The 14,271-nt window shown below is 31.3% G+C and carries 17 protein-coding genes; 11 read left to right on the top strand and 6 right to left on the bottom strand.

Features of this window, described 5'->3' with window-relative positions:
• Positions 1-17: 17 nt before the first annotated feature.
• The 5 genes from pyk to IEV15_RS05035 form a co-directional block, all read right to left on the bottom strand.
• Positions 18-1,448, bottom strand: a complete 1,431-nt coding sequence (gene pyk, locus IEV15_RS05055; RefSeq protein ID WP_188361424.1) for a pyruvate kinase — start codon at positions 1,446-1,448, stop codon at positions 18-20.
• A 6-nt stretch (positions 1,449-1,454) separates the two neighbouring features.
• A complete protein-coding gene (locus tag IEV15_RS05050) occupies positions 1,455-1,940 on the bottom strand; it encodes an IPExxxVDY family protein (protein WP_188361423.1) in 486 nt (161 codons plus the stop codon).
• A gap of 99 nt (positions 1,941-2,039) precedes the next feature.
• Positions 2,040-2,783: a ribonuclease III gene (gene rnc / locus IEV15_RS05045; protein WP_188361422.1), complete on the bottom strand. Its 744-nt coding sequence runs from the start codon at positions 2,781-2,783 to the stop codon at positions 2,040-2,042.
• Positions 2,784-2,791: 8 nt separating this feature from the next.
• Entirely contained in the window at positions 2,792-4,045 is a 1,254-nt protein-coding gene (gene fabF / locus IEV15_RS05040) for a beta-ketoacyl-ACP synthase II (RefSeq protein ID WP_188361421.1), read from the bottom strand.
• Positions 4,046-4,221: 176 nt separating this feature from the next.
• On the bottom strand, positions 4,222-4,458 hold the full coding sequence (locus IEV15_RS05035; protein WP_007137004.1) for an acyl carrier protein: 237 nt from the start codon (positions 4,456-4,458) through the stop codon (positions 4,222-4,224).
• 174 nt (positions 4,459-4,632) lie between these two features.
• Between IEV15_RS05035 and purN the strand changes: the two genes are divergently transcribed.
• Entirely contained in the window at positions 4,633-5,202 is a 570-nt protein-coding gene (gene purN / locus IEV15_RS05030; RefSeq protein ID WP_188361420.1) for a phosphoribosylglycinamide formyltransferase, read from the top strand.
• Between the two features lie 23 nt (positions 5,203-5,225).
• Entirely contained in the window at positions 5,226-5,705 is a 480-nt protein-coding gene (gene rnhA, locus IEV15_RS05025) for a ribonuclease HI (RefSeq protein ID WP_188361419.1), read from the top strand.
• Between the two features lie 539 nt (positions 5,706-6,244).
• On the opposite strand, the gene IEV15_RS05020 is transcribed toward rnhA, so the two are convergent.
• On the bottom strand, positions 6,245-6,556 hold the full coding sequence (locus IEV15_RS05020; protein WP_188361418.1) for a hypothetical protein: 312 nt from the start codon (positions 6,554-6,556) through the stop codon (positions 6,245-6,247).
• Between the two features lie 974 nt (positions 6,557-7,530).
• On the opposite strand from IEV15_RS05020, the gene IEV15_RS05015 reads away from it, so the two are divergent.
• The 9 genes from IEV15_RS05015 (at position 7,531) to IEV15_RS04975 (ending at position 14,152) form a co-directional block, all read left to right on the top strand.
• Positions 7,531-7,926 carry a hypothetical protein gene (locus tag IEV15_RS05015; protein ID WP_188361417.1) on the top strand — a complete coding sequence of 132 codons (396 nt, stop codon included), beginning with the start codon at positions 7,531-7,533 and terminating at the stop codon, positions 7,924-7,926.
• An 11-nt stretch (positions 7,927-7,937) separates the two neighbouring features.
• Positions 7,938-8,360, top strand: a complete 423-nt coding sequence (locus IEV15_RS05010) for a hypothetical protein (RefSeq protein WP_188361416.1) — start codon at positions 7,938-7,940, stop codon at positions 8,358-8,360.
• A 314-nt stretch (positions 8,361-8,674) separates the two neighbouring features.
• Positions 8,675-8,977, top strand: a complete 303-nt coding sequence (locus tag IEV15_RS05005) for a hypothetical protein (RefSeq protein WP_188361415.1) — start codon at positions 8,675-8,677, stop codon at positions 8,975-8,977.
• A gap of 83 nt (positions 8,978-9,060) precedes the next feature.
• Positions 9,061-9,423: a hypothetical protein gene (locus IEV15_RS05000; RefSeq protein ID WP_188361414.1), complete on the top strand. Its 363-nt coding sequence runs from the start codon at positions 9,061-9,063 to the stop codon at positions 9,421-9,423.
• A gap of 198 nt (positions 9,424-9,621) precedes the next feature.
• Positions 9,622-10,224, top strand: coding sequence for a hypothetical protein (locus tag IEV15_RS04995; protein ID WP_188361413.1), 603 nt, complete (start codon positions 9,622-9,624; stop codon positions 10,222-10,224).
• A 130-nt stretch (positions 10,225-10,354) separates the two neighbouring features.
• Entirely contained in the window at positions 10,355-10,837 is a 483-nt protein-coding gene (locus IEV15_RS04990; RefSeq protein ID WP_188361412.1) for a hypothetical protein, read from the top strand.
• Between the two features lie 301 nt (positions 10,838-11,138).
• Positions 11,139-11,675, top strand: coding sequence for a hypothetical protein (locus tag IEV15_RS04985; protein WP_188361411.1), 537 nt, complete (start codon positions 11,139-11,141; stop codon positions 11,673-11,675).
• A 133-nt stretch (positions 11,676-11,808) separates the two neighbouring features.
• Positions 11,809-12,246, top strand: coding sequence for a hypothetical protein (locus IEV15_RS04980; protein ID WP_188361410.1), 438 nt, complete (start codon positions 11,809-11,811; stop codon positions 12,244-12,246).
• A 352-nt stretch (positions 12,247-12,598) separates the two neighbouring features.
• A complete protein-coding gene (locus tag IEV15_RS04975; protein ID WP_188361409.1) occupies positions 12,599-14,152 on the top strand; it encodes a hypothetical protein in 1,554 nt (517 codons plus the stop codon).
• Positions 14,153-14,271: the final 119 nt, after the last annotated feature.

The raw sequence follows: 14,271 nt of genomic DNA, 5'->3' as shown, positions 1-14,271 counted from the left end.
TATTTTTATGATGTATGTTACTCTATTTCAGAAACACGTAAGGTGTTTACCATTCCTTTTTCTGCAATTGGCATTGCAGCTAAATTTATAACCATATCGCCTTTAAAAACAAAACCTTTTTCTTTGGCAATGCTGTTCACATCTTCAACCGTATCATCAGTACTGGCAAATTTGTCATAGTAAAAAGAACGAACACCCCATAACAAGTTAAGCTGTGTTAAAATACGTTTGTTTGAAGTAAATACTAATATATGAGCACTCGGACGCCAAGCTGAAATTTGAAAGGCAGTATAACCGCTGTTGGTAAGTGTTGAAATGGCTTTTGATTTGATTTCATTTGCCATAATCGCAGCATGATAACAAATAGATTTGGTTATAAATCGTTTTGTTCTAACATGAGGTGGGTTTTGTGGCACTTGAATCAGCGGACTGTCTTCTACAGAAGTAATAATTTTAGTCATGGTTTCAATAACTTCAACCGGATAACTACCCACAGAAGTTTCACCTGATAACATCACAGCATCAGCACCATCCATTACAGAATTAGCGACGTCGTTTACTTCTGCTCTTGTTGGGGTTAGGCTAGTAATCATTGTTTCCATCATTTGTGTGGCAACAATTACCGGAATTCGAGCAGTTTTAGCTCTATGAATTAATTTCTTTTGAATTAAAGGCACTTCTTCAGCGGGAACTTCCACTCCTAAATCACCTCGAGCTACCATTAATCCATCACAAAAAGCAACAATTTTATCAATATTTTCTACACCTTCCGGTTTTTCAATTTTTGCAATAATCGGAATTTTATGATCGGAATGTTTAGCAATTAAATCTTGTAACTCTTCTAAATCTTTTGAAGTTCTCACAAACGATAGTGCAATCCAATCTACATTGTTTTCTATAGCAAATAAGGCATCTTTTATGTCTTTTTTAGTCAAAGCCGGAAGAGAAACTTTGGTGTTTGGTAAGTTTACTCCTTTTTTTGATTTTAACGGACCACCTTGAATAACTCTACAAACTACTTCTGTGGTTCCGTTTGTTTCAATGGCTTCAAACATTAATTTACCGTCATCTAAAAGAATTTTTTCACCCGGATTTACATCTCTTGGAAATTCTTTATAATTCATATAAACGCGTTCGGCTGTTCCGGGGATGTCTTCTGCAGTTTGAAAAGTGATGATGTCACCTTTGTTTACCACAACATCTTCTTTCATAACCCCTACACGAAGTTTTGGACCTTGTAAATCGGCTAAAATGGCTGTGGTATAACCAAATTCGTCGTTTAATTCGCGAATAATTTTTATTCTTTCGCTGACATCAGCATAATCTGCATGAGAAAAATTAATTCTAAAAACATTAACTCCGGCATCAATCATTTTTTTAATGACTTCTTTAGTACTACATGCAGGACCTAAGGTGGCTACAATTTTTGTTTTTTTATTTGTTGGCATTTCTTTTTAGAAAATTAGATTATTTTTTGATTTAATTTTTGATTTATCTACTTGATAAAGTGTTGTTAAAGATGGAATATTTTTTATTTTTTCCATTAATCCGGCAATATTTATTTGTGATTTTTCAGCATCAATTTTGAAAAAAAAATCTACTTTTTTGTATTCAGGAACTAAATATAGAGTGTTGGTGAATTCTTCTGTATTTTCAAAAAGAGTTTGTCCTTTGTTTTTTTGAGAAATCGCAATTTCTTTTTTATTTTCAATTAAATTCCAAGCAATTTGATTGTCGGGATCCTCAAACACAAATCGGGTAAATCCGGTTTTTATGGTTTGAAATGAAGTTTGTATTTCTTTTTTACTACGACTCAATAAGATGGGCAGATTCTGGTTTATAAAATAAGCCAATCGATAATCTTCTAATGTGGTATGAATAGCGATTAGTTGAAAATCAGCTTCTTCAAAATCGTCGATTACTAATTTGTGGACTGCCATTTAAAACCAAATTAAGTTGTAAATATACTATTTAAATGGCTAAAAAGTATGTTAGGCATGCAACTTAACGAAAATTTATTAACGAAAACGATATAGTTTTTAGTGCTTTATAATCATTTTTTCCTGAAGTGCATAATACGCTCTTTTGGCAGCAATTTCCTCTGCCTTCTTTTTTGAAGTGGCTCTGGATTTTGCAATTATTTTAGAATCAATCATCAATTTAACGCCAAAAAAGCGTTGACCATCAATACCATTATCATCATAAATATCAAAATGAAAACTCTTTTTTTCTTTTTGACACCATTCAATGACCATGCTTTTATAGCTGATGACTTTTCCTTCCAGTTTAGCTATATCCACATAAGGAATGATTACTCGTTTGTTGATGAATTTTTCACAATAAGTATATCCTTTATCTAAGAAAATGGCTCCAATTAAAGCTTCAAAAATATTGCCGTGAATGTTGTCTCCAAAATGTTTAGTGGGAACATTACTGCTTACAAACCGGATAAGGTTTAAATCTCTTCCTAGTTCGTTGAGGTGTTCTCTGCTTACTACCTTTGAACGCATTTTAGTCAAATAACCTTCATCACCATGAGGTACTTCATTAAAAAGATGTCCGGCAATAACGGCACTCAACATTGCGTCTCCAAGAAATTCTAAACGTTCATAACTGATCGGATTTCCTTTTGCGTCCAATTTATTGAAGGAACGATGCGTGAAGGCTTTTTTGTAAATATCTATGGAATTTGGTTTAAACCCCAGTATTTTTTGAATTTCAGTAAAAAAAATCCCGTCCTCATCAGAACGGGAATTTGATAATATTTTTTTAAATAAACTCATCTTATGAACTAAGCGTCTATTTTTTTAAACAATACACAAGCATTATGACCTCCAAAACCAAAAGTGTTGCTCATTGCCACTTTGATATCTCTTTTTTGAGCTTTGTTTAACGTCAAATTAAGATCAGGATTGATGTTTTCATCAACTACCGTATGATTAATTGTTGGAGGAATAATTCCATGTTTGATTGCTAAAATTGAGGCAATGGCTTCAATTCCACCGGCAGCTCCAAGAAGGTGACCGGTCATTGACTTAGTTGAATTTATATTGATGTTTTTAGCATGGTCGCCAAAAACAGCACTAATTGCTTTTAGTTCAGCAACATCACCCAGAGGTGTTGAGGTTCCGTGAGTATTGATATGGTCAATATCTTCAGGATTCATTCGTGCGTCACGCAAACAGTTTTTCATTACGGCAATTACACCCAGTCCTTCCGGATGTGGTGCAGTTAAGTGATAGGCATCAGATGACATACCGCCTCCGCCAATTTCACAATATATTTTAGCTCCTCGAGCTTTTGCGTGTTCGTATTCTTCTAAAACCAATGCACCTGCTCCTTCGCCTAAAACAAATCCGTCGCGGGTAGCATCAAAAGGTCTTGAGGCTGTTTCCGGACTTTCATTGCGTGTTGATAAGGCGTGCATCGAATTGAATCCGCCCATTCCTGCAATAGTAACGGCAGCTTCTGAGCCACCTGAAATAATGACATCACACAATCCTAATCGGATATAGTTAAAGGCATCAATCATTGCATTTGCCGAAGAAGCACAAGCAGAAACGGTAGTATAATTTGGACCCATAAATCCGTTTTTCATAGAAATGTGAGCCGGTGCAATATCGGCAATCATCTTAGGGATAAAGAAAGGGTTGAATTTTGGCGTTCCGTCGCCTTTGGCATAGTATAAAACTTCTTCTTGAAAAGTTTCTAATCCGCCAATTCCGGCTCCCCAAATGACACCAACTCTATGTTTATCTACGTTGTCTGCAGTAATTCCGGCATCTAAGATAGCTTCATCACTGGCAACCAAAGCATATTGAGCAAATTTATCCATTCTTCGAGCTTCTTTGCGGTCAATAAAATCTTCCACATTGAAGTTCTTTACTTCGCAAGCGAACTTGGTTTTGTGTTTTTCTGTATCGTAATAAGTAATTGGTGCCGCTCCACTAACTCCATTCACTAAACTATTCCAGTATTCTTGAATATTATTTCCAATGGGGGTTAAAGCACCTAAACCGGTAACAACTACTCGTTTTAATTCCATTTTTAACTGAATTTTATTGGTACGAATATAAACAAAAAAACCCTGATTTTTATTGAATAATTAAAAAACAGGGGTTAAATTGTATATGTATTAGATTGTATGACAATCAGGATATAATTTTAATTAAAATAATAACACCCGCTAAACGGTGAGAATAGCGGGATGTTTTTTTGTTATTATTTTTTAGCCTCTTCGATATACGAAATCGCTTGACCTACTGTAGCAATGTTTTCAGCTTGGTCATCCGGAATTTGAATGTCAAATTCTTTTTCGAATTCCATAATTAGCTCAACAGTGTCTAATGAATCAGCTCCTAAATCGTTTGTGAAGCTAGCCTCTGTTACAACTTCGTTTTCGTCAACTCCTAATTTGTCCACGATAATCGCTTTAACTCTTGATGCAATGTCTGACATAATCTTTAAATTTTAGTTTAATTGTTGGCAAAAATAAAAAACTTTATTTTAAAACAACATTTTAGTTAATAAATGTGACTACGAATTTAAAAAATTTATTTCACAATAGAAGCTTAAACCCTATAAATTCTCGTTTCTTTTTTGTTTTTTTGCGTAATAAAAATTACAGGAAACATGAAGAACATCGTGATTTTTGCCTCAGGAACGGGTTCCAATGCTGAAAACATCATTCATTATTTCAAAAATAATACCTCAAAATCGGTAGTCGGTGTGTTTTCAAACAATTCTAATGCCAAAGTGATTGAAAAAGCAAAAAAACTTGATGTTCAAACGGTTACATTCAACAAAGACGAGCTTTACGGCGATTTTGTGCTTTCTAAATTAAAGGAATTGAATCCTGATTTAATTGTATTAGCCGGGTTTTTATTGAAGTTTCCAGAGCCTATTATTGCAGCATTTCCCAATAAAATCATCAATATTCACCCTGCTTTGTTACCAAAATATGGAGGAAAAGGAATGTATGGCAACCACGTGCATCAAGCCGTTTTGAACAACCAAGAAACTGAAACCGGAATCACTATTCATTATGTAAATGAACACTATGACGAAGGAGGAATAATCTTTCAAAAATCTGTTTCCATTCTGGATTGTTCTACTTTTGAAGAAGTTTCAAAGAAAGTACAGCAATTGGAGCAAGAGTATTTCCCACAAATTGTCGACCAACTTTTAACTCGTAACCCGTAACTTTTAAACCCGCAACCAATTAAATGACTCACGAAATTCATATTTATACTGACGGAGCTGCCAAGGGAAATCCCGGACCCGGAGGATATGGGGTGGTGATGGAATTGGTGGGAACGCCGTATCAAAAAGAATTTTACGAAGGATTTCGACATACTACTAACAACCGTATGGAATTATTGGCTGTGATTGTTGGTTTGGAAAAGATAAAGAAACCAAACACAACCGTTTTGGTTACTTCAGATTCTAAGTATGTAGTGGATGCTGTAGAAAAAAGATGGGTTTTTCAATGGGAAAAAAAAGGCTATGCCGGAAAGAAAAACCCTGATTTATGGATGCGGTTTCTAAAAATCTATCGCAAACACAAAGTAGATTTCAAATGGGTAAAAGGGCATAACAGTCATCCGCAAAACGAGCGATGTGATGCATTGGCTGTCATGGCCTCCCAACAGGAGAAATTATCGGTGGATGCATTTTATGAAAAGGAGGATGAGAAGTTGTTTTGATGTATTTGGTTATTTTGTTTTTATAATTTATTCTTACTTGTAAATTGTATAATTTGGTTTTCAGTTTTGATTAGGGTACCACAACCCTTCTTTACCCCTTAAGTATCCCTTCTTTATCCCTTACTTTGTCCCGTACTAAATATGCTTTTAAATCTTCTATAAAAAACCATAGTTGTGTTACTTATTCATCCTTTGCCACCCATAAAAAAGAAAAGCACCAATCAGATATAAAATCCCATCTACTATATCTGCTATGTAGCGTGGGTTTCTTTCAGGCAGATAGATTTCAAAAAACCATCCAAAGAGTAACGCCATGGCAGTACATTGAAAAAAAGTGAGTTGTAGTTTTGGGTTGGCTTTGATTTTTCTTACTGACCACAAACAAACACTTAAGACCAAGGGCAAAGCTGTCAAGTCGTTGTAATAATTATTTATGATTCTTGGTACATGATACTCTGTTTGTTGCAGAAGATAAATAGCAGTAGAGCTCGAAAGTAAGAGCAGAAAAAGCAAAAAGGAATAGTGTTTTTTTCTTTGCATCAGGCGGAAATCATTGCGGCTAACCAAGCCAAAAAACTTCCGATTGCCATAATGATGACCCAAACGGAATGTAAAACAGCAGCGAAAATGCGAACGAGCCAAAAGCGATGGTTTTGTAATTTGTAAAAGAAAGAATTTTCAGTAGTAACCTGTTCTTCTTTTAGTTGGTCTTTTATTTTCTTCTTTCTTTTTTCAATGCTTAGCTTTCGAATCAGTATTGGATTAATCAATTCGCCACAATTGGAACAATGGTCCAAATTGCGATTGAATGTGCCACAGGATTTGCATTTTATGAGCGAAAGATTGTTCAATTTTATTTTTTACAAAAATACGAAAAATAAAAGGGATGGATGAAACAGCCAATTTTGTGAGGTTGGGTGTTATGAAGTTTGTTAAAGTTCTTTTAGAAAGTCTTTATTATTTAATTTACGAAACTTTTTCGTCGCATTAAAGTCGCACTATCGTCGGAGTGTTGTCGGAGTAGAAAATAGAAAATAGAAAATAGAGAATAGAGAATAGAATGACCCGTCCTAAAATAACTATACTATTATTAAATAAATCCTATTATAGTTATACAAAATAGGATACTTCAAGGTTCAGTGTGGCAAGTAGGTTGAACTATTTGCTACTATAACGTGCAGTTAACGTTCGGATTCGTTCGGAAAAGGGTGTGTTTTTGGAAAATAGATTAGAGTAAGTTATCAACAAAGGGTACCACAACCCCGAACAAAACCCGAACAAGAGTCGAAGAAAGCCTAAATAATTTAAAATTGGCTGAGGCGAGATTTCGAGAATCGGGTGTGCTCGTTTTTTGCGTTTTTTTAATTCTTTGATTCTTTTAGTTTTTTCATTGATTGTTGTAAGAAATATGGAAAAAAAGGACAAGAAAGGATGGGCTAGGTTTTATAAGAGATGTAAAATTTTTTTATATTTGATGGAATTGTTTTGCTGCGAAGTCAGAGACATAGAATGCAGAGCAACGTGCATACTTCGAATAGCGGGATAGGTGAAACTGAACACGATGCGAGTGTATCCCATTGTGAGAGTGTTTTGCTACTACCCACAAGAGAATTAAATTTTTCTATCTTTGAAAAGCGACCAGAGTTTGTTTCCTATGCAGTTAATTTAAAATATTGCAGTGCAAGAAATTACGGAAATGAAGACCAAAATGTTTAGAGATTGATTTGAATTAGATTGTGGGCACAAGCGGGACGCTCGCGCTAGCGGGGGTTTGAACTCCTGGGCCAGACGCTGGTATTTACAGGACAGAAACAAAGAGAATGAAATGAAATTTAAATATTATAAATACATATTTGTAGGATGCCTTTTACTTGTTGCTTCATGTGAATTTTTTGATCATCGATATAAGTATAAGTTGATCAATAATTCAGAGATAGATATATATGTGCATTCTGTGGAATCAAAAAACGGCCTTATAATAAACAATGAATATTTCTATGGTGGAGGTGATTTATTACAAAGGAATAATGATGAAGTTCCAGAATGGCTTTTTCATAAAGAAGAAATGATAAATAATGTAGTTGCCTATTATAGTGATGAGGGTGAATTATATACTGTAATTCACAACATAAAACCCCCTTATAGAATTTATAAAAAAGCAAATTCAAATATTTTGTATTTAGTTAAAAACAATGACACATTAAGGTTCACAGCATTTTAGATTGGAAATTTATGAAGAAAAAAATTAGCACTTTTTTAGTTTTATTATTTTTAGCATCTTTTTTTGTCAATTGCAACGGGAAAAAGTATGATGAAAATAATTTTTATTATTTAAACTTCAAAGACAGTCTGACAATAAAAGTAACAAAAATATCTAATCACAGTAAAGCTTTAGTTTTAAATGATTCTGTAGTATTGTATAATTTTAGTGAGTTGATTTATGAAAACTATCATCCAAAATGGCTGTTTGATAAAACAAAAAAAGAGAAGTTTTTATATGACTATATTTATTCTATTGAAATCTCTGAAATAGAGGCTCCTTATGAATTATCGAAAACAGAAAAAACAAATGTATTTCAAGTAGTAAAAAATACAGATACACTTTTATTTTATTTTCAAACTTTTGATAAAGTTGATTTTATGTTTACGTTTTAATTGGTTTTTTGCTGTGAACAAACAATTTTTAATCGGAAAATGAAAATTAGAGGCTTAGTTTTCTAAATTATATTCAGGATTTATTTTGATGTGTTCAAGACAATTCAGAAAACATTATAAGATTAGAAGATAAAAACAAGAGAGAAATCATTCAATTTCAAATTAAAAATTCAATTTGTGTAATCTCTGCTCCCCAAAGTGTTTATTGCCAAAATTAGCAGAGCTTTGTGCAATTAGGAAGACTTCGGATATCGGGCTGTAAATCTTTTTAGGATTAAGTTTAAATATGTAAACTTATTTTAGGACGAGACACTTTGAAATACAATAAAAATGATTGTCATGAAAATATTGAATTTAGAGAAACTTTTTTTAACCATGTTGATAATATTAAAAATAACATAGCCGTTTCACAAGATTTAAAATTTAGAGAATCCGTGATTTTTATTTCAAATTACGTACCTGTTTCACTAAATCAAATCTTGAATTATTCAAGAACATATCCATTGGGTGTATTTGAAAAAGACCGTTTAAAAATTTTAGAATGGTATGAAGAAAATAAATGTAACAATATTCAATTAAAAAATACATTAGTAGTTCCGGAAGTTTACCAAGATTAAATGGAAAGAATTTGGGTAATGTATTAAATTAGAAATGAAAAAACACCTCATGTGGGAGTAATTAAAGAAAAGAACAATAAGTTATGAAAATCTACATCGTATTACTTCTATCTCTTTTTTCATGCTCAACTTTAAAGAAAAGTCCGGTTTGTAATGAGAATGTAGTATTTAAAAAGGAGTTTTTAAAAAATATTAAAATAATTGAAGACTATTTTATTGACAGTATGAAAGTGTCTAATTTTGCTGAATATGAACTCCTACTAACAGAGGAAAGGCATAAAACCTATAAATTATCACTTCAGTTTATTTCCAAATATGCTTATGTATCTAATGACATGATGTCTAGTTATGATGGTAGTTATCCATTTGGAGTATATGAAAAAGACAGAGAAGGTTGGTTGAAGTGGTATGAAGAAAATAAATGTAATAACATTCAATTTAAATAATTAATAAGGGGCGAATTATAACTTATACCAGTTGTTGAACCCTTTTTTGTGGCATAATACCTTTTAATTATACACTTATAAGACTTCAAGACTCGATTGGATGTAGTGTTTAATAAATTAGTAGCTTTGATAAATCCACACAAAAGGATTTAAACAATCGTATTAAAGTGTTTTCAAGCAATTCAAATTTAGGTTTCGATGACTTTATTTTCTAAATTTTCATTATTAGGGGCTTTAATTTTGTTTTTTAGTTGCTCATCAAAAAAGCAGAATATAATAGGTGTTTACAAGCACCAAAACAAAATAGGCACTGAATATTTTGAAGTTTATGAAGACAGTACTTTTTATTTAAAATCAAATATTCCTTTAATGGAATATGAGAGTAGCGGTAAATGGTATATGTATAAAAACAGGATCTATTTAAAAAGTTATGATTCTTACAAAAATGATTACGTTATTATTGAAGAATTAGAAGCTAAAGAGGGTCGCAATTCTATTTTATTCACAGATGAAAATGATGCTATTTTGCCCAATGTAATTTTAAATCTAAACGATAATTGGTACGAATCAAATTTTAACGGTGAAATTACTAATCTTAATTTAAATCAAAATGATGTACTAAAAATTAGTCATATTCACCTAAGCAGAGAATTTGATTATAAGGTTTTAAATGAATTTGAATCTTATGTTGTTAAAATTAAAGTATATAGAAAAAATTATACTTTTATTTATCTGGATGATGAAGCTAGGTTTAACAAAAATTTGGTGTTACTAAAAAGCAAAAAATTTAAAAAGATATAAGCTGTTTTGGTACTGTTAGTTGGCGGTAATCCTTTGGTGAGCCAGACTTTATTGGATATGGTAACCCGACCTCTATTGGACAAGGGAGTCAATATTATAAAAAAAGATGATATAAATTAAAATCTAACAAATGAAATTCAAATTACTTTATTTGATATTATTTTTCTCTGTAGAGGGAATTTGTCAATTGTCAGGGATACATAAATTCAAAAAAGTTGAGAATGATAACAAGTATGAATATTTTAAAATTAAAGGAAAAGTTTATAAAACTGATTTTAAAACATTTGAATATGAAAACAAAATTTTATATGAAAACCGTACTAATGACATTATACATTTTATGATCTATGATAAGAGATATTTATTCGTTAGTTATTATCCAAACACCATTGAGCAACAAATGTCAAGTGTAGGATATGAAATGAGACCTTTAAACCGACTTGATATAATTGATTTGCAAAATTCTTTAAAAATTTGGTTATATGACTTTAATGGAAAAACTTGTATTGAAAATATAAAAAATTTTAACCCATCAAATGGTGTGTTAGTTTATTGTAATAAACATTATCCTGTAGAGTTCCAAATTAGTGGTGAACCAAAATCAACAAATTAACCATCTGTAAAGCAATGCTTAAATAAAACTTAAAATCAAATGACAAGCGTAATAGTTTGCTTTTTATATTACCTAGTAACGCCAGCTCGTGCGATCGTCTCGCTCTTACCCATATAGAGAATTAAATTTTTTTATCTTTGAAAAGCAACCTGAGTTTCTTTCATGTCCACTTAATTGGAAATATACAGTGAAAGAAATTTTGTAATTGATGCTCAAACTATTTTAGCGATTGATTTGAATTAGATTCTGGGCACGAGCGGGACGCTCGCGCGAGGGGAGATTCTTAACAATAAAAAATAATATGAAAAAATCGTTATTTTACTTGATACTTTTTATGCTAACTTTAAATAGCTGTGCTAATAAAAATTATCAATACATAGAAAATATAAAAAGGGATCATAATACTGGAAAAGAAAATTCTAAAATTATTCTGAAATCTAAAAACTTCAACCCATCAAAAAAAGTTTTTAGGAAATTGAATAATATAAGTGATGATTTTATTTATATATTTTCTTGGGTTAATTATTTACCCATGGCCGGGACAAATCATTTTAGATGTTTAATTTATGACAGAAAATCTAGAAGAACATTTTATGTTTTTAATACATTAGAAAACACTAAATCGATATACATCGATGATAATACCATAAAATTTAAAGAACAAAAATTAATTTTAAATTATTATTTAGAAAAAAATATAGCTGCTTTAATTGCTTTATCTCCTGCTTTTGGTTCATCTGAAATTGGTTCAGAGTATTATTTATTTGATTCTTTATCAAAAGAAGCATTTGTAATTAAAAATCTAGTTTTGAATGATGATGGCGAAATATGGAAATAAACTAAAAGTTGTAATGTTCTGCAATTAGTATTCAATCAAAATACCTCTTCCTGCCTTTCTTTCGCCTCCAGTTAAGACTAGATGATGAGTAAAGGCGGCGGGTAATTATAACACATCATTTAATTTAAAAATCATGAAATTTTTGTACTTACTTTTTTTTCTTTTTTTATTACTCTCTTGTTCAAAGCCGCTGTATTATAAAGATGTAAGAAAGCTGAATTCAGAACTTAATAAAAGTAAGCACATGATTTATATTGTAAGTTATGGTATGGGTTGGGATTCCAAAGAAGTATACATTACATTACAAGATGTTCAGAACAAAAAGTACTATCATATTAGTAATTCTGATAATGAAGAAGTTTTTAAAATTGATAGTATTACTTATAATTTACATTCAAAATATTATAAATTTATATTTGCAAGTATTGAAAACAAAAATTGTGAAGCTTTAATAAAGTATAGTGATCATGCCTCAATATCAGGCGTTTACATGAATGACGTGATTTATGAAATTATAAATGAAAAAACAATAAGAAAATGTGAATTTAAAAAATTCGACTTATTAGATTAGATGAAATTCCCAGGCTCGTGCGAGCGTCTCGCTCGTACCCACAAGAGAATTAAATTTTTTTATCTTTGAAAAGCAACCTGAGTTTGTTTCCTATCCAGTTAATTTGAAATATTGCAGTGCAAGAAATTACGGAAATAAAGACCAAAATGTTTTAGCGATTGATTTGAATTAGATTGAGGGTACGAGAGAGACGCTCGCACCATGGGGGGATCTACATATACCAATATTTCAAGTAAGTATAATCCGTCAGCTAGACAAAATGTAACATTAACAATGCCCAATATCTTTAGCTCATTAAGCTTAAGAGCTACAGCAGATTTAATTAAAAGATTTAGTAATGAATTTTAATAAAATGAAAAAAATAGTCTTCATACTTATTCTATTCTCGTTTTTTGGATGGTCACAAAACACAAATTTTACTCAAGAACAGTACCAATTTGTTGATGAATTTTATGAAAAATTCGAATACAGTAATGCTCCTGTAGATGAATTTATCAAAGAAATTGAAATGGCTTTGGAAAAAGTACCCTATCATCCAAGTTTGGTGCAATCATTACTGAGAGCAAAGTTTAACGTTAAAGATATTAAATTCATGAAGGACTATTGCGGTCGTTTAGATGATAGTTATTTATCAACTTTTCAACCAATCTTAGTTGATGTTTGTGCTTGTGCTTATTTTTTAAATATTGATTTTAATGGATTATATCATAGAATAATTCCTCTAATTGTGGATAAAGAAACAAAAGAGTTGTATTTAACAGCGTATTATTTAGGGATAGACAATCATGAAGAATTTATAAAATATGCTAAAACTTCATTATCGAAAAGTTATGAGTTTTATGGGCAAATGGTAGTTAGAGATAATTTGTTTGATCATTTGGTTGTAATTACTGAGGAAAATATTATACCAACAATTATTAAAGATTATGAAGCGACTATTTTTTCATCAGAATTGAGTATGCCCGTTTACTATGTATTGATACAATCTGCCGTCTACAATAGTGATTTTGTGATAGCGGGAAAGTTGATTGACTATGTAAAAAAACTAGATGTCAATAATTATAAGCATTTGTTTCCGATAGTTGCATTATTTTATAGCTACAAAGGCGAGGAACGTTTGGCTATAGAAGCTTTAGAACAAGCGATGGAGTTAAAAGATGCTGAGTTTGAGAAAATCATTAGTGCCGGTAGTGTAAGCATCGATGCTTTTAGCTCATATTCAATGTCTTTAAGAAAAATAGAAGATTATAAAACCAGAGAAAGATTGGTTAGTCAAGCGATAGCCTATTTTGAAAAACGAGATGATTATAAGATTAGGTTTAAACTTTACCAAAGTTTGTTGTATGCCCCAAAAGACATTGATAAAGCAAGAGCAATTCTAAAAGAATGCAAACCTTATTTAATGGATCAAAATTTAACTGATCTTGATTTCATGATACGAATAGAAAATGAATTAGGTAAAGAAAATTCAAATTATAGATTGGTTGACGACTTCATGCAGAAGGTATTTACGTATAATAATTTTCATGCCGCAATTTTCCAGAGAATATTATACCGATATATAGTGAATAATAATTCCAAAAAGCCTGTCTTTAGTCTAAATGAAATGGTAAAAGAGTTCGATAAATTACTTAAATATCCTTTAGATGGAGCTACAAAACTGGAATATTTACGTTACAAAATAATATTAATAGGACAAAAAGACAGAGAATGGGCTATAAGAGAATTAGAAAAATTACCCGAAGATGAAGCCGAAGAAATTATATCAGATTTTGAATCTACAGCAAATAATTCTCAAAAAGCTGCTGAAATCTTAATTTCTAACACGAAGGAAATTAAAGATGTTAAACAAAATATCAATTTTGTTCATATAGCCTATATTAATGCTATAAGAGTAAAGAAATGAGGATTTGAGCATGAACGAGATAATGTTCCAAAATTAATAGTGAACTATAATTCATAAATTAACCAAAGTAAATCAATGCTTAAATAAAATTTGAACCTAAAATGGCAAGCGTAATGGTT

Source organism: Flavobacterium orientale, from assembly GCF_014638005.1.
GTDB lineage: Bacteria > Bacteroidota > Bacteroidia > Flavobacteriales > Flavobacteriaceae > Flavobacterium > Flavobacterium orientale.
This window is presented reverse-complemented; position numbering and strand designations above follow the sequence as displayed.

Coding starts and splice junctions, on each gene's coding strand:
- IEV15_RS04985 (WP_188361411.1), top strand. CDS start 11,139: ATGAAAAAATCGTTATTTTACTTGATACTTTTTATGCTAACTTTAAAT.
- IEV15_RS05010 (WP_188361416.1), top strand. CDS start 7,938: ATGAAGAAAAAAATTAGCACTTTTTTAGTTTTATTATTTTTAGCATCT.
- IEV15_RS05015 (WP_188361417.1), top strand. CDS start 7,531: ATGAAATTTAAATATTATAAATACATATTTGTAGGATGCCTTTTACTT.
- IEV15_RS04995 (WP_188361413.1), top strand. CDS start 9,622: ATGACTTTATTTTCTAAATTTTCATTATTAGGGGCTTTAATTTTGTTT.
- rnc (WP_188361422.1), bottom strand. CDS start 2,783: ATGAGTTTATTTAAAAAAATATTATCAAATTCCCGTTCTGATGAGGAC.
- IEV15_RS05050 (WP_188361423.1), bottom strand. CDS start 1,940: ATGGCAGTCCACAAATTAGTAATCGACGATTTTGAAGAAGCTGATTTT.
- IEV15_RS04980 (WP_188361410.1), top strand. CDS start 11,809: ATGAAATTTTTGTACTTACTTTTTTTTCTTTTTTTATTACTCTCTTGT.
- IEV15_RS05000 (WP_188361414.1), top strand. CDS start 9,061: ATGAAAATCTACATCGTATTACTTCTATCTCTTTTTTCATGCTCAACT.
- IEV15_RS05035 (WP_007137004.1), bottom strand. CDS start 4,458: ATGTCAGACATTGCATCAAGAGTTAAAGCGATTATCGTGGACAAATTA.
- fabF (WP_188361421.1), bottom strand. CDS start 4,045: ATGGAATTAAAACGAGTAGTTGTTACCGGTTTAGGTGCTTTAACCCCC.
- purN (WP_188361420.1), top strand. CDS start 4,633: ATGAAGAACATCGTGATTTTTGCCTCAGGAACGGGTTCCAATGCTGAA.
- rnhA (WP_188361419.1), top strand. CDS start 5,226: ATGACTCACGAAATTCATATTTATACTGACGGAGCTGCCAAGGGAAAT.
- IEV15_RS04975 (WP_188361409.1), top strand. CDS start 12,599: ATGAAAAAAATAGTCTTCATACTTATTCTATTCTCGTTTTTTGGATGG.
- IEV15_RS04990 (WP_188361412.1), top strand. CDS start 10,355: ATGAAATTCAAATTACTTTATTTGATATTATTTTTCTCTGTAGAGGGA.
- pyk (WP_188361424.1), bottom strand. CDS start 1,448: ATGCCAACAAATAAAAAAACAAAAATTGTAGCCACCTTAGGTCCTGCA.